Here is a 16,448-nt window from a genome sequence, read left to right as displayed (position 1 = left end):
CATCTGTGGTTGGGGGTGGGCGCTGGGGTCAGGCGCCGGCGAGGAGCTCCTTCACCGCGCGGCGGAGGTACTGCGCTCCCTCGGCGATGGCCTCCGCCGGGCTCGGGGCCAGGTCGACGAGGGCCCCGGCGGTCTCGATGCCGTGCTCGGCAAGCTGCTCGGGGGTCGCGAGGAGCCGGCCGGCGACGGCGACGACGGGGATGCCGCGGTCGCGGGCACGGTCGGCGAGGGCGATCGGCGCCTTGCCCGTGAGGGACTGCCCGTCGAGCGAGCCCTCGCCGGTGATGACGAGGTCCGCGAGGGCGAGCCGGCTGTCGAGGCCCACGAGCTCGGCCACGAGGTCGAAGCCGCTCTCGAGCCGGGCTTCGGTGTAGGCCAGGAACGCCGCGGGGAATCCGCCGGCGGCCCCGGCGCCGGGGACGTCGACGTCCCGGCCGGTCGCCTCGGCGAGGACGCGCGCCCACGTGACGAGGCCGGCGTCGAGCGCCTCGACGAGCTCGGGGTCCGCGCCCTTCTGCGGCCCGAAGACGTGCGCCGCGCCGTCGGGGCCGGTGAGGGGGTTGCGGACGTCGACGGCGATGCGCAGCGTCGCGCCGGCGAGCCGCGGATCGAGGGCGGAGGCATCCACGGAGGCGATGTCGCTCAGGAACGCCCCGCCGAGGGGCACGACGTTGCCCGCCGCGTCGAGGGGACGGAGGCCGAGGGCCCGGAGGGCGCCGGACCCGCCGTCGGTCATGGCCGAGCCGCCGAGGCCGAGGATGATCTCGGTGGCGCCGGCATCGAGGGCGGCGGCGATGAGCTGGCCCGCGCCGTAGGAGTGGGCGCGGCCGGCGGTCTCCCGGTCGGGCTCCTGGCCGAGGGCCGCGAGGCCCGAGGCCTGCGCCGTCTCGATCACGGCGGTCGTGCCGCTGATGGCCCATGCGGCGCCCACGGGCTTGATGAGCGGCCCCGTCACGGCCTGGATGCGCTCCTCGAAGCCGGCTGCGACGGCGGCCTCGAGCGTGCCCTCGCCGCCATCGGCGATCGGCGCCCGGAGGATCTCGGCGTCGGGGTAGACGCCGAGGGCGCCCTCGGCCATCGCCTCGGCGGCCTCGGCAGCGGTGAGCGAGCCCTTGAACTTGTCCGGGGCGATGAGAATGCGCATGGGCTCCATCATGCCATCCCGGCATCCTGGGAATGTGTTTTCCACCACTCGGTTACCGCCCCGGCGGCCACGCCCCCCGCGCCTCGAGCACCCCGAGCAGCACGTCTGCCCGGTCGGTCACGAGTCCGTCCACCCCGGCGTCGAGCAGCCGGGCCATGTCGCCCGGCTCGTTGACCACCCACACATGCAGCTGCAGCCCGAGGCGGTGGGCCCGGGCCAGGGTCCCCGGCGTGACGACCCGCAGCCGGCCGGCGCGCTCGGGCACCTGGAGGCAGTCGACGTCGTGCAGGACCCTCCGCAGCACCCGGTCCGCGAGCGATGAACCGAGCAGCCGGAAGGCCGCCGAGCCGCGCAGGCCCGCCGAGGACGCCACCCGCCGGGACAGGCGCGCGAGCACGGCCCTCCTGCGCGCCTCGGAGAACGAGGTCACGAGGATCCGGTCGTGCAGCCGGAGCCGCTCGATGGCCGCGGCGAGGGGCACGACGGCGTCGGCGGACTTCACGTCGACGTTGAACAGGGCGTCGGGCAGCTCCTCGGCGAGCTCCTCGAACCGTGGGACCCGCTCGCTCCCGCCGATCCTCGCCGCCGAGACCTCGGCCCACGGGAGCTCGCGCAGGGAGCCGAGCCGGTCAGTGACGCGGTCGAGCCGCTCGTCGTGGAAGGCGACCAGCACGCCGTCGGACGTCGCCCGCACATCCGTCTCGAGGTGCGTGAAGCCGAGCTCCGCGGCCGCCCGGAAGGCGGTGAGCGTGTTCTCGAGCCCCTCGGGCGAGAACCCCCGGTGGGCGAACGCCATCGGTGCTCCGGTCAGGAACCCCACACGGACACGGTACCCGGGTAGGCTCGGAGGCATGGAAGAGCTGAGCCCCGTGAGCCGGGAGTACTTCCGCACGCTCCCCCGCCGCCGCCTCGCTGCAGGCCTCGTGATCCGCGACGAGCACGGCGCCGTGCTCGCCGTGAAGCCCAACTACAAGGAGGGCTGGCTCCTGCCCGGCGGCACGGTGGACCCGGGCGAGGCGCCCCGCAACGCCGCGCGCCGCGAGGGCCGCGAGGAGCTTGGCCTGGACATCGAGCCGGGGCCGCTTCTGCTCATCGCCCACTCGGCCTTCCCGGACCCGATCGGGGACGGGCTGAGCTTCCTGTACGACGGCGGAAGCCTCCCCGACGGCGCGCAGGTCACCCTGCAGCAGGAGGAGCTCACCGAGTGGAAGTTCGTCGGGCCGGACGAGTTCGACGAGCACTTCGGCGCGCACGGCGCGGTGCACATCGCCGCCGCCCTGACCGGCCTCGCGGAGGCCCGGACGCTCGAGCTCGAGGACGGCATCGAGATCCTCTAGCGCTCACGCGGCCCGGGCGGCAATCTGGTCCGCGACGGCCGCGGCGTCCCTGCCGACGCCGAACAGGATCCCCGACGCGCGCGAGCGCATGAAGTGCACCCCGCAGAAGTACAGGCCGGGCACGGCGGTGCTCGCGCCGTCGCGCGTCACGGGGAAGCCGAGCTCGTCGCACACGGGGGCGTCGATCCATGAGTAGTCCGGCCGGTAGCCGGCCGCGAGGACGACGGCGGCGAGGTCGCGGGTGCGCACCTCGCCGACCGCCTGGGGCCGGAAGGGCTCGGGCTCGGGCAGGCCAGGCACGGGATGGCCACGCGCGGGGAGGCGGGCCGCCAGGAACCCGCGGAGGTCCGCCCAGCGCTCGTCGCCGAACGCGACGGATGCGGCGAGGTCGTCCCGGAAGGCGATCCGTTCGCCGTCGGCCGCCTCGAGCCGGCCGGCGAGCTGGACGCCGAGGGCCCCGAGCGTCCGCAGGTTCAGGTCGTGCCCGCCCGCGCGCCCCGTCACGAGCGGGTTCGCGATCAGCCGGGCGGCTGGGGACGGCAGGTCGGCGAGGGTCGTCTCGAAGAAGCCGGAGCGCTCGAGCCACGTGACCGTGTCGGTGCCCTCGAGCCGCCGCGGGATCCACGGGGCCCGGCTGGCCGCGAGCACGACGTCCCGGCCGGCGAGTGCGAGCTCCTCCGCGAGCTGCACCCCCGTCTGGCCGCTGCCGACGACGAGGAGGCGGCCCGGCGGGAGCTGGTCGGGGCTGCGGTAGTCTCCCGCGTCGAGCACGAGCCCGGCAGGGACGCCCTCGAGCCCCGCCGGCCGGTGAGGACGGCGGAAGGACCCCGTGCAGACCACCGCGGCGCGAGTGCTCAGCGGCCCCTCGGAGGTCGCGAGCAGGAGCCCACCCTCGCCGTCGGGCGTGAGGGCGGTGACCTCCACGCCTTCGGTGACGGGCGCGGCCAGGCCGCGCGCATAGTCCTCGAGGTACGCGACGATCGCATCGCGGGGGTCGAAGCCCTCGGGATCGGGGCCCGCGTAGGGGCTCCCCGGGAGGGAGAGCGACCAGTTCGGCGTCACAAGCGTGAACGAGTCCCACCTGTCCCGCCACGCCTGGCCGACCCTGGCGCGGTCGAGGACGATGTGCTCGATCCCGCGGAGGCCAAGCTCGTGGCTCACGGCGAGCCCCGCCGAGCCCGCGCCGATCACGACAACCGACATGCGCGCAGTGTAGGCCCGGGCCGTTGCGGCGGAACAGGCCGCGGCGCACGCATGAGGGGCCGCGGCCTGGCTGGCCGCGGCCCCTCACGTGCTTGCGCTGGTGGGAAGGGTCCAACCGGATGGCGGGGGCGTTCGGCGGTCGGGGGATCCCGCCTTGGCCCCACGCCATCCGGCGCCTGGTCGCGGGCAGCCGCTAGTCGGCGTGCTGCCTGCGAAGCCTCCGCGTGTATCCCGTGAGCAGGACCCAGACCATGAGCAGCCCGCCCGATCCGATCAGTGCGCCGGAGACAGTGTGGTCTGCGCCGCCGCTCTCGGCCGCCGTGTCAGCCGCGATGCTCACCTGCGCCGGGGCGGCCTTCGCGGCTCCCAGCGGAACCCTGGCCGCGGCCGCACCGATCGGCTGGGCCTGGTCCGGCGTCACCGCCGGGGGCACGACCGTCGGCGGCTCGACCGTCGGCGGCTCGACGGTCGGCGGCTGGATCGTTGGCGGCGGTGGTGGTGGGGTCACCACCGTCGGGACACAACCGGCATCGAAGTTCGCCTGCCCTTGGGCGTCCCAGTTCTGCCCGGGCTGATGGATCGTCTCGCCCTTCTTTTCATGGGTGAACGGCGGGATGATGTCGTCGCCGCTCTGGTGCGAGTTCCCGGCGTGGCCGTTGACGACGCCGGCCTTGGCCGGGGTGATCTCGACATAGGGGTTCTTTGCAGACCCCGTGGCGTGACAGATGGTGTGGCGATGGTCGGGCGGTGTGTCTCCGGCAGCGAAGGCAGGGCTAGTGGCGAGGCCCCCCGCCATCAGCACGCACGCCGCCAGGGAGAAGATCCCCGTGGAATGCTTCTTGAGCTGAGAGAGCAGCATTGCTGCTCGCCTCCTTTCACTATTGTTAGCCCCGCGCCCCAGTGCGCGGCGAAAAGTGGCTGCTTCCTCGAGCGGAATTCATCCGCAGCGGAAGGTCACCAAAGTAATTTCGTCATTTGGCCTGTCGATATTGCAGGTGAAAGCCACGACAAGGCCCGGATCATTGGGGAATGAGAATTGCGTTGACTTATCGACGATCCTCCGATCTTCGAGACTGCAGGGAATAACGCGGCCGTTGGCATCGGAAATCGATGCCGCCTGCCCTTTTTCCCATCCGGGGAAACTCAGGCGGTTGAAGGGGAACGTGGACGGGTTGCACAGGGGGTCCACGCCGAAGCACGTGTGCGCAGCCAGGACCACGGGCTGAAGGTCCTCGTTCTCGCCGGTTCCCGTGAGCCAGTGCGCCACGGGGTCGAACCCGTTCGCGTCCAGAGGCGGGTTGACCCTCTCGTCCCGTGTCCACGCCATCGGCACGACGCCGACCGAGAGCCCGGCCGCCGGCCACGAGAAGCCCGTGGGCGGAAGGGGCAGGCGCGGGAGCTGGACGGCTTCCGGCTCCACGGACGCAGACGACGGCGCGGGGCCGGGTTCGGCGGGCGGCTCCGGCGCCGCCGTGGCGGGATCCGCCGGCTGCGCCGACGGCACGTCACTGCCCGATGGCACGTCACTGACTGACGGCACGGCGCCGGCCGACGCCTCGGCGAGCAGCCGGGCTGCTTCCGCCCGACGGCTCTCCGCGGCGCCGACCTGGGCCTGGTGCACGCAGGCCACACCAAGGAGGCCGATGGAGCAGGCCAGGACCGCAGCCCTGACCCACGCCCAGCGAGCAGCGATCGCCACTTTCCGACGCATGACGTCCCCCGACATCACAACTCTCGCGAATTCCGGCTGAATTCGTCTGCCCTGGCCCGGAATGAATGACCTCCGAGCCGGGTGCATGTCAGTTCAACATTTCCACGAGATCGGCTTCCAGCACCCGGGGCTGTCCGCTTCTAGAAGACCTCCGGCGAAATTCCTCCGGCGCCGGAGGGAATTCTCATGCCTCGGCCAATGCGCGCATTCGCGGATTCGGCCAGCGCAAGGCCATCGCCGGTGTCCACAACGGACGAGAGCAGGGCCAGCGCGGCGGTGCCGAGCAGAGACGTCCCGCGGGCCCGGTTCACGAGAGGCTCGTCGACCCCCGCGAGGACGCGGAGCCCGATCCCCTCAGCGAGGGCCTGGAGGATGATGTTGAGGTCCTGAGCCCGGACGCCGGGCCGCAGCCGCAGGCCGAAGTGCTCGACCACCTGCTCATAGAGGCCGTACCACGCTGCGGTCATCGACGCGTAGAGCTCGCGCAGGGCCTCCGCGGCCGTGGGATCCGCCTCGGCGGAGGCCGTGAGGAGCAGCTGCAGCCGGTAGGCGGGCTGTTCGGCGATGAAGGACATGCCCTCGAAGGCCACCCGGTGGATCGCGGTCGCGAAGTCCCCGCCCGAGCCCACCAGCTCATCCGCCCACGCGTCGATGGCCCGGCGCAGGTAGCCCTCCCGCGCCTTGATGGCGTACGCGACGAAGTCCGAGAGGAAGTCCTGCTGCCCGGCCCAGCGGTCCCGGAACTTGGCCTCGGTCGGCACGAGCTCCGGACAGGCCTCGCGGGCCCGGCCCACGATGCGGGGCCGCGAGAGGTAGGCGAGGGACTGGCGGGCGACCTCGGCGGGGTCCTCTCCCCCGGGCCCGAGGACGTGGTCTGTGAGGCTCAGTGCCGCATTGAGGAAGGCGCGCGTAAGGTCGGAATTGGCGAGCCGCGCGCGATTCTTCGATTTCACCCGGCTCAGATTCGTCACGGTCTCCGAGAGATCGACGACGTCGATATCGAAGGCCGCGAGCCTCGGCGTTCCGCTGTCACTGCCCATCGCTGCCCCTGGGATCAGGGGGCGTGCACGCACGCCCGCACCTTATTTCCCAAGACCGCGCCGGCCGTCTCCCCCCTGAAGAATTATGATACGAGGCGTTCTAATAACGGAAGAGGCTGAAATGCATGTGGGCCGTAGCCACCGGTCCGGGAAGCGCGGACAATGTGGGCATCGGCGGTCATCGGGAAGGAGCGCATCATGATCATGCTCGTCTCGGGCCTCGCGGCCCTCGCCTTCTGGGTCCTGGGGATGTTCTGGGACCTCGGCCCCGGCATCCACATGTTCCTCGTCATCGGCACCATCTGCGTCACGATCGGCCTGACGCAGGTCGCGCACCGCCACTCCTGAGGTCGCCCTCCCTCAGCCGATCGCGCGATGGCTCCTCCGGCCGGCCGCCGGGCGGCCGGCTGACGGCGCCTCGGCGAGCTTGCGCTCGAGGACCTGCGCGACGCCGTCGTCCTCGATGCCCGGCGCATGCAGCTCCGTTGCCGCGAGCGCGAGGGGGTGCCCCGAGGACATCGCGTAGCCCTCGCCCGCCCACGTGAGCATCTCGACGTCGTTCGGCATGTCCCCGAAGGCGACGACCTCCTCGGGCCTGATCCCGAGCGCGTGCGCGTACTCGGCGAGCGTGACGGCCTTGTTGACCCCGAGCGGGGCCATCTCGAGCATCGTCATGTCCACGGCCGAGTGCGTTACGGCCACGAGGTGCGCGACGTGCGGCGCGACGTGGTCGAGGTACTCCTCGGCCGAGATCCCCTCGATCTTGGCCATGAACTTGACCACCTCGTCGTCGCCCACGAGCCCGGCGAGGTCCCCGTGGCGCACGGTCTCGAGCAGGTGGCGGTGCCGGGGATCGGCGAAGGCGGTCTCCATGACGAACTCCACGGTCGTCTCGGCCGCGAAGGAGGTCTCCGGGAAGAGCCCGCGGATGATGTCGCGGACCTCGAGCATCGTCTCCCGCCGGATGGCCTCGGCGCTGACCACGGACATCGTCTCGAGGTCGTAGACCAGGGCCCCGTTCGAGCAGATCACGGTGCCGGAGTGTCCGAGCTGGTCGACGAGGGGCGTGAGCCAGCGGGCCGGGCGGCCCGTCACGAAGACGAGCTCGACGCCGGCGTCCTCGCACGCGTGCAGGGCCCGCACCGTGCGCTCGGTGATCCGGCCGTCGCGGCCGAGGATCGTGCCGTCGATATCGCTCGCCACGAGGCGCATGCCCGGGCCTTTGACCTGGGGGCCCGCGCCGGCGGCCTCAGCGCGGGCCTCAGCGCGCCGCTGGGTGCTCATAGTGCGCCGTGAAGCCCGCCCGCGCGAGCTCGTGCGCGGCGATGTCGTCGAGGAGGCGCACGCCCTGGGTGCGCGGCGTGGCCGGGAGCGAGGCGACGTCGAGCGCGTGGACGGTCACGACGTAGCGGTGCCGCGTCCCCGGCGGGGGCCCGGCGCCGACGAAGCCCGCGTAGCCGGCGTCGTTCACGAGCTCTACCGAGCCGGCGGGCAGCCCGGCGGCGTCCCCCGAGGGCCCCATGCCGTCCGGCGCGCCGCCCGCGCCCTCGGGCAGCTGGTCCACCTCGGCGGGGATGTTCACGACGGCCCAGTGGCAGAATCCGCCGGCCCGGGGCGCGTCCACGTCCACGACGGTCACGGCGTAGCTGCGGGTCCCCTCGGGCGCGCCGCTCCAGCCCAGCTGCGGCGAGAGGTCCTGCCCGCCCTTGATCCCGAAGTACGCGCTCGCCTGCGCCGCGGGCAGCTCCGCGCCGTCAACGAGATCCTGGCTCGTCGCCTCGAAGCTCACGCCGCGCCCCCGCGGGCGGACGGTGCGGCGGGCGACGGCGCGGGCACGCCGGCGCGGACCTCGGCCCGGGTCGGCGGGTTGGCTCCGCGGCGCGAGACGGTCACGGCCGCGGCCCGCGCGGCGAAGTCCAGGATGCGGCGCAGCTCGGCGGCATCGAGACGGCGCAGCTCCGGCCGCCGCTGCGCGCCGTCGAGCTCGCGGTCCACGACGCCGGAGAGCAGGGCCGCCATGAAGGAGTCGCCCGCGCCGACCGTGTCTGCCACGCGAACGGCGGGAGCCGCGACCTGCTCCTCGCCGTCCGCGCAGGCGCCCCACGGCCCCTGGGCGCCGCGGGTCACGACGACGAGGGCCGGGCCCTCGGGCGCGCCGAGCCGGAGCCAGCGGCGCGCGGAGTCGAGCGGGTCGACGCCGGGGTACAGCCACGCGAGGTCCTCGTCCGAGGCCTTGACGACGTCCGCGAGCGCGACGAAGCGCTCGACCCGGCTGCGGACGGCCTCGGGATCGGTCGTGATCGTGGGCCGGCAGTTCGGGTCGAAGCCGATGGTCGCGCGGGGCCGGGCGCGCTCGACGACGGACATCACCTGGTCCGCGCCGGGCTCGAGGACGGTCGCGATTGAGCCGGTGTGCAGAAGGGTCGTGGCGCCGAGGATCCCGGAGAGCCGCTCGCGGAGGTCGGGCAGGTGCCAGTCGAGGTCGAAGTGGTAGGTCGCCGCGCCGTGGTGGTCGAGCTCGGCGGTCGCGACGGACGTCGGGGTGCCGTCGGGGGGCAGGGGGACGAGGACGCCCGAGGCCTTGAGGTGCTCCGTGAGCATGCGCCCGTGCGCGTCGTCGCCGTAGCGGCCGATGAACTGGACGGGGTGGTCGAGCCGGGCCAGGCCGATGGCGACGTTGAGCGGGCTCCCGCCGGGGTGCGATTCCGTCCCGGACGGGCGCCGGACGACGTCGATGAGGCCCTCGCCGATCACAGTGAGCATGCGCCTTACGGTAGCAGCCGGGAATGAGGCGCGGCTCACATGAAGGGCCGCCGGTGGCACCGGTCAGCCGGTCGGGGGCGGCGCCGTCGAGCCCCGCACGATGAGACGCGGCAGGCTGCACTCGTCCACGGCCGGCGCGTCGGGGTGGGCCAGGCGGGCGAGGGCGGCCCTCCCCGCGGCCAGCCCAAGCGCGCGTGCGCCGAGGTCCACCGAGGTCAGGTCGATCCCGGCCAGGCCCGCGGTCCGCGAGTCGTCGTACCCCGTGAGGGAGAGGTCCTCGGGGACGCGCAGCCCGAGCCGCAGGGCCGTCTCGCGCACGCCGAGGGCGAGCTGGTCGTTGTGCGCGACGACGGCGGTCGGCCGGTGCGGGCGCGCGAGAAGCTCGCGGGCGGCGGCCTCCCCGGCGGCGAGCGAGTAACCCGGCGCGGTGACGACGCGCGGCGGCAGGCCGGCGTCGTGCATCACGGCGTCATAGGCCCGCCGGCGCGCGTGCATGCCCTCGTGGTACGGGCCGGTGACGTGGGCGATCCGGGTGTGGCCGAGGGCGAGGAGGTGCTCGGTCGCGGCGCGGGAGCCTGCCGCGTCGTCCGAGTAGACGCTGTCCACGCCCTCGACCCGGCGCGCGACGCTCACGATCGGCACGTCGAGCGCGAACTCGCGCACGCGCTCGTCCGGGTCGATGAGCGTCGCCGCGATGACGACGCCGACGCGCGCCTCGATGAGCGGGCCGAGGTCGGCCTCGTCGCCGCCCGTCCCTCCATCCCCGACGCTTTCTCCGACTCCGTCGGAAGTGCGCGCGACGCCGAGGATGATCCGGTGCGCGGTGGGGGCGAGGGCCTCGCGGACCCCCGCGAAGATGTCCGCGTAGACCTCGTTGCGCAGGTCGAGGAGGTGGAGCCCGACCGCGGAGGCCCGCTTGCGCGCGAGGTCCGCGGCGGCGGCGTTGGGCCGGTACCCGAGGCGCTTGGCCGCGTCGAGGATCGCCTGCCGGGTCTCCTCGCCCACGCCGGGCGCGCCGCGGAAGGCGAACGAGACGAGGGTGCGCGAGACGCCGACGGCGCGCGCGACGTCGGCCTGCGTGGCCGGGCGGCGCGGATCCGAGGCGGGCATGGACCCATCCTGCCACCGGGCGGAAGAGACCATTTTTGAAAAGATGTCCCTATGTCCTTACAAATGTTCCTTTCGCGCGTTAGGCTAGGACGAGATGCGGGTCACAGACCCGTGGTCCACACGACAAAGGAGTCCCGATGTCCGCCACGATCACACCGTCCAGCGGGTCCAGTCAGCTGCCGCCCCTCACGAACGGTCCGCACACCCGGCGCCTTGGCGTCGTCGCCCTCATCGCCACCTTTGGCGGCCTCCTCTTCGGCTACGACACCGGAGTCATCAACGGCGCGCTGAGCCCGATGGCGGCGGAGCTCGGGCTGACCGCGTTCACCGAGGGCGTGGTCACGAGCTCGCTCGTCTTCGCCGCAGCGGTCGGCGCCATGGCGTGCGGGCGCCTCTCCGACGCCTGGGGCCGCCGCAAGACGATCATCCTGCTCGCCGTCCTGTTCTTCGTCGGGACGCTCGCGGTCGTCCTCGCGCCGAGCTTCGGCGTCCTCGTCGTCGGCCGCATCCTCCTCGGCCTCGCTGTGGGCGGCGCCTCGACGGTCGTGCCGGTCTTCCTCGCCGAGCTCGCGCCCTACGAGATCCGCGGATCGCTCGCGGGCCGCAACGAGCTCGCGATCGTGGTCGGCCAGCTCGCCGCGTTCGTGGTCAACGCCATCATCGGCAACGTGCTCGGGCACGTCGAGGGCGTGTGGCGCATCATGTTCGCGATCTGCGCCCTGCCGGCGATCGCTCTGTTCTTCGGGATGCTCCGGATGCCCGAGTCGCCGCGCTGGCTCGTCGAGAAGGGCCGCCACGCCGAGGCCCTCGCGGTCCTGCGCGCCGTCCGCTCCGAGGAGCGCGCCGTCGCCGAGCTCGCCGACGTCGAGCACGTCGCCAAGGAGGAGCTCGAGAGCCACCAGATCGGCTGGCGCTCCGTCTTCTCGAACAAGTTCCTCTTCCGCATCCTGCTCGTCGCCATCGGCCTGGGCGTCGCGCAGCAGCTGACCGGCATCAACTCGATCATGTACTACGGCCAGACCGTGCTGAAGGAGTCCGGCTTCAGCGAGAGCGGGGCGCTCATCGCCAACATCGCCCCCGGCGTGATCTCGGTGGTCGGCGGCATCATCGCCCTGACGCTCATGGACCGCCTCGACCGCCGCAAGACCTTCGCGATCGGCCTCACGCTGACCACCGTCTGCCACCTGCTCATCGGTGTCGCCTCGATGGCCCTGCCCGTCGGCAGCCCGGTCCGGCCGTTCGTGATCCTCTTCCTCGTCGTCGCCTTCGTCGGCTCGATGCAGACCTTCCTCAACATCGCCGTGTGGGTCTACCTCTCGGAGATCTTCCCGCTGCACATGCGCGGCTTCGGCATCGGCGTCTCGGTCTTCGTCCTGTGGGTCACCAACGGGTTCCTCTCGCTCTACTTCCCGTCGCTCGTGCAGGGGATGGGGATCACCGGGACGTTCTTCCTCTTCGCCGCCGTCGGCGCGCTGGCCCTGCTCTTCGTCCTCACCCAGGTCCCCGAGACCCGCGGCCGCACGCTCGAGGCGCTCGAGGAGGACGTCACGACCGGCGCGATCTACGTCGTGGGCAAGAAGTAGGCGCCCACTCACCACCAGCACGGGCCATCGGCCCACCGGCACGGCGCTCACGCGGCCGGCGCTCAGCGGCGGAACACCACCGTCCCGCGGGCGTTGGCCCACGTGAGCGTCGTGCCGTCGTAGGTGTAGGAAACGGGCTCGGCGATGAGGTCCCACGCCCACTTCTCGTAGTCCCCGTGGGGGCCGAGACAGGCCATGAGCGTCACGGCGAACTGCGAGTGGTCCACCGTCAGCGTCGTCCCGTCGAGCTCGGCCGGGCCGCCGCCGCCGTTGCAGGGCGTCCCGATGCCCACCGTGACCCGGCCGTCCACCGTGCGCACCGAGAATCGGAGCGGGTCGGTGCCGAGCCACGGCAGCGGCCCGGACGGGTCCGAGCCTGAGACGGACGTGAAGGTCACGCAGCCGGGCAGCCCGCCCACGTCGGAGCAGTCCTCGCTCGGAACCGGGTCGGTCGTGCGCGACGCGGACGACGGCGTGTCCCCGGCTCCGTCGGGCGGCGACGCGGACGACGGGGCGTCCGGAGGGACGCCCGGCGCGGACGTGGCCGCGGGGCCAGGGGGCTTCGCGCCGACGCCGTCCCCGCAGCCGGCCATTAGCGACGCCGCCGCGATCCCGGCGGCGAGCATCGCCGTCGTGCGCCAGACGATCCTGCGCCAGACTTCCGGGCTCCCCCACCGCGCCGCCATGGCTCCACGGTACGTCCGGCGCTCCAGCAGGTGAACACCGCAGGGCGCCCACCGCGGCAGCTCAGTCGACGAGCTCGGTGGGCTCGGTGATGACGTCGACCATGGCCTCGCCGCGCAGCACCGTGATCTCGGTGCGGCGGCCGATCGCGTCCTCGAACATGTGCCGCTGGAGGGACTGCGCGTCGGCGAGCGGCGCGCCGTTGACCGCCAGGAGGAGGTCGCCGGGACGCAGGCCGCTCAGCGCCGCCGGGCTCCCGGGGATGACCTCGGCGACCCGCAGCGCGCGGCGCGTTCCGGCCCGCACGGCCCAGCGCTCGTCGAGCGGGGTCGGCACGCTCACGAGGCCCAGGTAGGCCCGGCGCACGCGGCCGTCCTCGCGCAGGGCGGCCAGAATGCGCCGCGTCGTGGCGTTGATCGGTACGGCCAGGCCGAGCCCGATCCCCGCGACGGCGGTGTTGATCCCCACGACCCGCCCGCGCGAGTCCGCGAGCGCCCCGCCGGAGTTCCCTGGGTTGAGCGCGGCGTCGGTCTGGATGACGTCCTCGATGAGCCGGGACGCCGTCCGGCCGCGCGCGGGCATCGACCGGCCGAGGGCGCTGACCACCCCGGCCGTGACGCTGCCCTCGAGGCCCAGCGGGCTGCCGACGGCGACGACGAGCGAGCCGACGAGGAGCCGGTCCGCGTCGCCGAACTCGGGCGGCTCGGGGACGGCGATGCCCGTGCGCAGGACGGCGAGGTCCGAGAGCGGGTCGCGGCCGATCACTGCGAACGGCCCGGACGAGCCGTCGGCGAACGCGACCTCGCCGCGCGGCAGCCGCCCGACGACGTGCGCGTTCGTCACGAGGTGCCCCTCGCCGCTGAGCACGACCGCGGAGCCCGAGCCGCGCTCGGTGCGCACTGAGGCCACACGCGGCCTCAGGTGCCGGGCCACGGATGTCACGGTCTGCGAATAGGCGTCCAGCGCCTCCTCATCGCCCACGCAGATGGAACGTGCCGCGACGGGGCGCGATTCCCCTGATCGCTCCCGGCGTAGCGGGCTTGGCGAGGGACGGGAGGGCTCAGGCTGCCGGGCCCGGCAGGACGGCCAGGCCGTCCGCCACGACCCTCCCCGCGTGGATCACGGTGCGGTCCTGGCCACGGTCCATGACGGTGCTCGTGACTGTCTCGCCGTCGACCAGGACGATCTCCGCCGGGTCCCCGGGAGCGAGCCCCGGCCTGTCGTCCGGGCTCGCGAGCCGGGGGACGTCGCGGTCCATGATGGAGGCGCCGCCGATAGTGGCGATCGCCGCGCAGTGCTCGATAAGCCGGTCCTTGCGGAGGCGGTGGGTGAAGGCGAGCTGCCATGTGCGATCGAGCATGTCGCAGTTGCCGTAGGGGCTCCAGTAGTCGCGCTGGCCGTCCTCGCCAAGCCCGACGCGGATCCCGGCCTCCGTCATCCGGGCCAGCTCGAACTGGGTGCCGGCGGTGGCGGGAGCGACCGTGGCCCACGCGACGTCGAGCTCGGCCATCTGCTCGACGACGCGGGCGGTCACGTCGGGGTGGACGTTGGCGAGGTCGTAGGCGTGGGAGAGGGTGACGCGGCCCTGCAGGCCGAGGGCGCGCGTGCGCTCGAAGACGAGCTCGGCGCTGAAGACCCCCAGGTGGCCGGGCTCGTGGAGGTGGATGTCGACGTCGACCCCGTACTTCTCGGCGAGCCCGAAGACGATGTCGAGGTGCCGGACGGGGTCGCGGTCCAGCTGGCAGGGGTCGATGCCGCCCACCGTCGTCGCGCCGGCGCGGAGGGCCTCCTCGATGAGGGGCACGGTGCCCTGCTCGAGGAGGAGGCCGGCCTGCGGGAAGGCCATGACCTCGACGTCGGCGTGCTGCGCGAAGCGCTCCTTGGCGGCCATGACCGCCTCGAAGCGCTCGAGCTTGCAGTCGACGTCGATCTGGGCGTAGGAGCGGACGCGGGTCGTCCCGCGGGCGATCATGCGCTCGAGCGTCCCGGCGACGACGTCGCGGTAGGGGACGGGGGTGTCGCGCCAGTGGGCGCGGTCGTTGCTCATCATGTTCCAGACGCCGGGCGCCCCGGTGTGCTCCCGGAACGGCAGCCCGATGCGCGTCGAGTCGAGGTGGACGTGGACGTCGGAGAACGCCGGCAGGGCGAGGCGCCCGCGGCCGTCGACGGCGTCGCGCGCCTGCCCCGCGGCGGTGGCGGTCCCGCGCGGGTGGACCGCGGCGATCCTCCCGTCGCGCACCTCGAGGTCGACGGCGTCGCCTCCCCACGGGCGGACGTTGGTGATGAGCATGGACTGTTCCTCTCGGCAGGTCTGGCGGGGCGGGTGAGGGGCGGCGCCGACCGGCGCCGCCCCCAGGGCGAGACGGGTGTCAGAACCGGAGCGCGACCTCGGCGATGGCGGCCGCTGCCACGAAGCTCGCCGTGAACGTCATGAGGGCGACGATGACGATCTTCCAGCTCAGGGAGCGCAGCGCCTTCACGTCCCGGCCGAGCGACATGCCGACGAGGGCGATCATGGGCAGGCCAGCGTACAGGACGTTGATGTTGTGGGTCACGGACGCGACGAAGGGCCCGGTGGGCAGGAACGTCGCGGAGGCGATCGTGGCCAGGGCGAGGACCCAGATGCTGGACGGGACCGCGGGGACGAGCTTGGCGAGCACGAGCGCGATCGCCGTGAGGCCGAGGAGGACGAGCACGCCGACGGAGTCCTCGGGCCGCAGGGCGCCGGTGCCGAGGGCGTTGAGCAGCAGGCCCGCGCCGCCGGCGGCGGCGAAGGAGACGATCCACGTCAGGGGCGTGCGCTTGAGGACGGGGTCGGCCTCGATGCCGTGGATGTCGACGGCGTCGACGGCCTGGTTGCCAGACGTACCGCGCTTGGCCAGCACCGTTGCGGCGGCGGCGCCCGGGCCGCGGCGGACGCGGCGGCCGAGGTCGTCCCGCCCGAACAGGCGCGACCACATCCTGTAGAGCTTCTGGCACATCGGCAGGGCGATGAAGACGCCCGCGTAGAAGCCGACGATGTTGGTCACGAGGTTGGACAGCGCGGCGAGCGCCGCGATCTCCCCCGCCATCTCGGGGTAGAGGATCGAGAGGGCGCCGACGCCGCCGAGCATCATCGAACCGGACCCGAGGCCGAGGCCCAAGGCGAGGGCCCGGGGGTCGAAGAAGTCGAGCCCGCCGAGCAGGCCGGCCAGGATCGAGATGAACACGGCGCCGAAGACGCTGCCGAGGACCCAGACGGCAAAGACGCCGCGGTACTCCGGGGAGCGGACGCCGAAGCGCTGGATGGCGAACGCGAGGTAGGACTCGCGGTCGATCGACCACGTCGCGCCGATCGCGGCGCGCCCCATCCCCAGGGCCACCGCGACCGGGAGTGCCAGGATCACGGTGCCGACGACGTGCCCTACCTCCTGCAGGAGGATCGCGGGGCCGAGGTTCGTGAACTTCATGAGCGAGGGCCCGATCTGGGTCCCGAGCCCGGCCAGGAAGAAGACGATCGAGACGTCCTGGAGGTGTGTGGAGACCGCACGGGCGCGGCCGCCGATCGGCTTCCACTTCTGGACGCCGAGGAACCCGCCGATGAGCACGGTCCAGAGGATGGGCATGAGGACGATCGCCGCGTGGCCGATCTGGAACTTGTGGGTGCCGATGCTGATGGCGACGGCGCAGACGGCCGTGGAGACCCCGATCATGGCGAGCCACAGGGCGGGGCGGGCCCGGAAGGAGGGGGACGGTGGGGCGTCGACGAGGGTGGCGTCGGAGCCGGCTGCAGTCTTCGCATCATTGCGCATGACGCTGGCCTTTCGGTGGGAGACTGGGTGGCATACCATTTTGGTATTCCAATTCGACTGTAAGCCTGCACACAATGAGAGG

Annotated in this window: 17 protein-coding genes; 3 read left to right on the top strand and 14 right to left on the bottom strand. The window is 72.9% G+C overall.

Annotated elements, in window-relative coordinates; genetic code table 11:
• Positions 1–28 precede the first annotated feature (28 nt).
• Both ACUYMY_RS01520 and ACUYMY_RS01515 read right to left on the bottom strand, forming a co-directional pair.
• A complete protein-coding gene (locus ACUYMY_RS01520; protein ID WP_481701885.1) occupies positions 29–1,144 on the bottom strand; it encodes a glycerate kinase in 1,116 nt (371 codons plus the stop codon).
• A 52-nt stretch (positions 1,145–1,196) separates the two neighbouring features.
• Positions 1,197–1,997 carry a glycerophosphodiester phosphodiesterase family protein gene (locus ACUYMY_RS01515; protein ID WP_481701884.1) on the bottom strand — a complete coding sequence of 267 codons (801 nt, stop codon included), beginning with the start codon at positions 1,995–1,997 and terminating at the stop codon, positions 1,197–1,199.
• Here ACUYMY_RS01515 and ACUYMY_RS01510 point away from each other — a divergent pair.
• Positions 1,996–2,481 (top strand): NUDIX domain-containing protein, encoded by a 486-nt coding sequence (locus ACUYMY_RS01510; protein WP_481701883.1) that lies wholly within the window; start codon positions 1,996–1,998, stop codon positions 2,479–2,481. The two genes, ACUYMY_RS01515 and ACUYMY_RS01510, sit on opposite strands and share 2 nt — an antisense overlap.
• Before the next feature lie 3 nt (positions 2,482–2,484).
• Here ACUYMY_RS01510 and ACUYMY_RS01505 read toward each other — a convergent pair whose 3' ends face one another.
• The 4 genes from ACUYMY_RS01505 to ACUYMY_RS01490 form a co-directional block, all read right to left on the bottom strand.
• Positions 2,485–3,684, bottom strand: a complete 1,200-nt coding sequence (locus tag ACUYMY_RS01505) for an NAD(P)-binding domain-containing protein (protein ID WP_481701882.1) — start codon at positions 3,682–3,684, stop codon at positions 2,485–2,487.
• Between the two features lie 193 nt (positions 3,685–3,877).
• On the bottom strand, positions 3,878–4,543 hold the full coding sequence (locus ACUYMY_RS01500) for a hypothetical protein (RefSeq protein ID WP_481701881.1): 666 nt from the start codon (positions 4,541–4,543) through the stop codon (positions 3,878–3,880).
• Between the two features lie 78 nt (positions 4,544–4,621).
• A complete protein-coding gene (locus tag ACUYMY_RS01495; RefSeq protein WP_481701880.1) occupies positions 4,622–5,383 on the bottom strand; it encodes a sortase family protein in 762 nt (253 codons plus the stop codon).
• 152 nt (positions 5,384–5,535) lie between these two features.
• Positions 5,536–6,435 carry a hypothetical protein gene (locus ACUYMY_RS01490; RefSeq protein WP_481701879.1) on the bottom strand — a complete coding sequence of 300 codons (900 nt, stop codon included), beginning with the start codon at positions 6,433–6,435 and terminating at the stop codon, positions 5,536–5,538.
• A gap of 198 nt (positions 6,436–6,633) precedes the next feature.
• On the opposite strand from ACUYMY_RS01490, the gene ACUYMY_RS01485 reads away from it, so the two are divergent.
• Positions 6,634–6,783 (top strand): hypothetical protein, encoded by a 150-nt coding sequence (locus ACUYMY_RS01485; protein ID WP_481701878.1) that lies wholly within the window; start codon positions 6,634–6,636, stop codon positions 6,781–6,783.
• A gap of 12 nt (positions 6,784–6,795) precedes the next feature.
• Here ACUYMY_RS01485 and ACUYMY_RS01480 read toward each other — a convergent pair whose 3' ends face one another.
• The 4 genes from ACUYMY_RS01480 to ACUYMY_RS01465 form a co-directional block, all read right to left on the bottom strand.
• Positions 6,796–7,647 (bottom strand): HAD family hydrolase, encoded by an 852-nt coding sequence (locus tag ACUYMY_RS01480; protein ID WP_481704924.1) that lies wholly within the window; start codon positions 7,645–7,647, stop codon positions 6,796–6,798.
• Positions 7,648–7,696: 49 nt separating this feature from the next.
• On the bottom strand, positions 7,697–8,224 hold the full coding sequence (locus ACUYMY_RS01475; protein WP_481701877.1) for a YbhB/YbcL family Raf kinase inhibitor-like protein: 528 nt from the start codon (positions 8,222–8,224) through the stop codon (positions 7,697–7,699).
• A complete protein-coding gene (locus tag ACUYMY_RS01470) occupies positions 8,221–9,198 on the bottom strand; it encodes a carbohydrate kinase family protein (RefSeq protein ID WP_481701876.1) in 978 nt (325 codons plus the stop codon). Before ACUYMY_RS01470 ends, ACUYMY_RS01475 begins: the two co-directional genes overlap by 4 nt.
• 63 nt (positions 9,199–9,261) lie before the next feature.
• Entirely contained in the window at positions 9,262–10,308 is a 1,047-nt protein-coding gene (locus ACUYMY_RS01465; protein ID WP_481701875.1) for a LacI family DNA-binding transcriptional regulator, read from the bottom strand.
• A 137-nt stretch (positions 10,309–10,445) separates the two neighbouring features.
• On the opposite strand from ACUYMY_RS01465, the gene ACUYMY_RS01460 reads away from it, so the two are divergent.
• The gene (locus ACUYMY_RS01460; protein ID WP_481701874.1) at positions 10,446–11,891 is read left to right on the top strand and encodes a sugar porter family MFS transporter; all 1,446 of its coding nucleotides are present in this window, start codon (positions 10,446–10,448) and stop codon (positions 11,889–11,891) included.
• Between the two features lie 62 nt (positions 11,892–11,953).
• On the opposite strand, the gene ACUYMY_RS01455 is transcribed toward ACUYMY_RS01460, so the two are convergent.
• The 4 genes from ACUYMY_RS01455 to ACUYMY_RS01440 all read right to left on the bottom strand — a co-directional run bounded on the left by ACUYMY_RS01455 (position 11,954) and on the right by ACUYMY_RS01440 (position 16,366).
• The gene (locus tag ACUYMY_RS01455) at positions 11,954–12,577 is read right to left on the bottom strand and encodes an META domain-containing protein (protein WP_481701873.1); all 624 of its coding nucleotides are present in this window, start codon (positions 12,575–12,577) and stop codon (positions 11,954–11,956) included.
• 61 nt (positions 12,578–12,638) lie between these two features.
• On the bottom strand, positions 12,639–13,556 hold the full coding sequence (locus ACUYMY_RS01450) for a S1C family serine protease (RefSeq protein WP_481701872.1): 918 nt from the start codon (positions 13,554–13,556) through the stop codon (positions 12,639–12,641).
• Positions 13,557–13,635: 79 nt separating this feature from the next.
• On the bottom strand, positions 13,636–14,865 hold the full coding sequence (locus tag ACUYMY_RS01445; protein ID WP_481701871.1) for an amidohydrolase family protein: 1,230 nt from the start codon (positions 14,863–14,865) through the stop codon (positions 13,636–13,638).
• A gap of 79 nt (positions 14,866–14,944) precedes the next feature.
• On the bottom strand, positions 14,945–16,366 hold the full coding sequence (locus ACUYMY_RS01440) for a DUF3100 domain-containing protein (protein WP_481701870.1): 1,422 nt from the start codon (positions 16,364–16,366) through the stop codon (positions 14,945–14,947).
• Between the last annotated feature and the right edge of the window lie 82 nt (positions 16,367–16,448).

It is taken from the genome of Sinomonas sp. T428B, from assembly GCF_056780155.1.
The sequence above is the reverse complement of the archived record's forward strand: the minus strand, read 5'-3'. Positions and strand labels throughout refer to the sequence as shown.

Coding starts and splice junctions, on each gene's coding strand:
- ACUYMY_RS01490 (WP_481701879.1), bottom strand. CDS start 6,435: ATGGGCAGTGACAGCGGAACGCCGAGGCTCGCGGCCTTCGATATCGAC.
- ACUYMY_RS01440 (WP_481701870.1), bottom strand. CDS start 16,366: ATGCGCAATGATGCGAAGACTGCAGCCGGCTCCGACGCCACCCTCGTC.
- ACUYMY_RS01505 (WP_481701882.1), bottom strand. CDS start 3,684: ATGTCGGTTGTCGTGATCGGCGCGGGCTCGGCGGGGCTCGCCGTGAGC.
- ACUYMY_RS01455 (WP_481701873.1), bottom strand. CDS start 12,577: ATGGCGGCGCGGTGGGGGAGCCCGGAAGTCTGGCGCAGGATCGTCTGG.
- ACUYMY_RS01470 (WP_481701876.1), bottom strand. CDS start 9,198: ATGCTCACTGTGATCGGCGAGGGCCTCATCGACGTCGTCCGGCGCCCG.
- ACUYMY_RS01480 (WP_481704924.1), bottom strand. CDS start 7,647: ATGCGCCTCGTGGCGAGCGATATCGACGGCACGATCCTCGGCCGCGAC.
- ACUYMY_RS01515 (WP_481701884.1), bottom strand. CDS start 1,997: ATGCCTCCGAGCCTACCCGGGTACCGTGTCCGTGTGGGGTTCCTGACC.
- ACUYMY_RS01485 (WP_481701878.1), top strand. CDS start 6,634: ATGATCATGCTCGTCTCGGGCCTCGCGGCCCTCGCCTTCTGGGTCCTG.
- ACUYMY_RS01500 (WP_481701881.1), bottom strand. CDS start 4,543: ATGCTGCTCTCTCAGCTCAAGAAGCATTCCACGGGGATCTTCTCCCTG.
- ACUYMY_RS01465 (WP_481701875.1), bottom strand. CDS start 10,308: ATGCCCGCCTCGGATCCGCGCCGCCCGGCCACGCAGGCCGACGTCGCG.
- ACUYMY_RS01520 (WP_481701885.1), bottom strand. CDS start 1,144: ATGCGCATTCTCATCGCCCCGGACAAGTTCAAGGGCTCGCTCACCGCT.
- ACUYMY_RS01445 (WP_481701871.1), bottom strand. CDS start 14,865: ATGCTCATCACCAACGTCCGCCCGTGGGGAGGCGACGCCGTCGACCTC.
- ACUYMY_RS01510 (WP_481701883.1), top strand. CDS start 1,996: ATGGAAGAGCTGAGCCCCGTGAGCCGGGAGTACTTCCGCACGCTCCCC.
- ACUYMY_RS01460 (WP_481701874.1), top strand. CDS start 10,446: ATGTCCGCCACGATCACACCGTCCAGCGGGTCCAGTCAGCTGCCGCCC.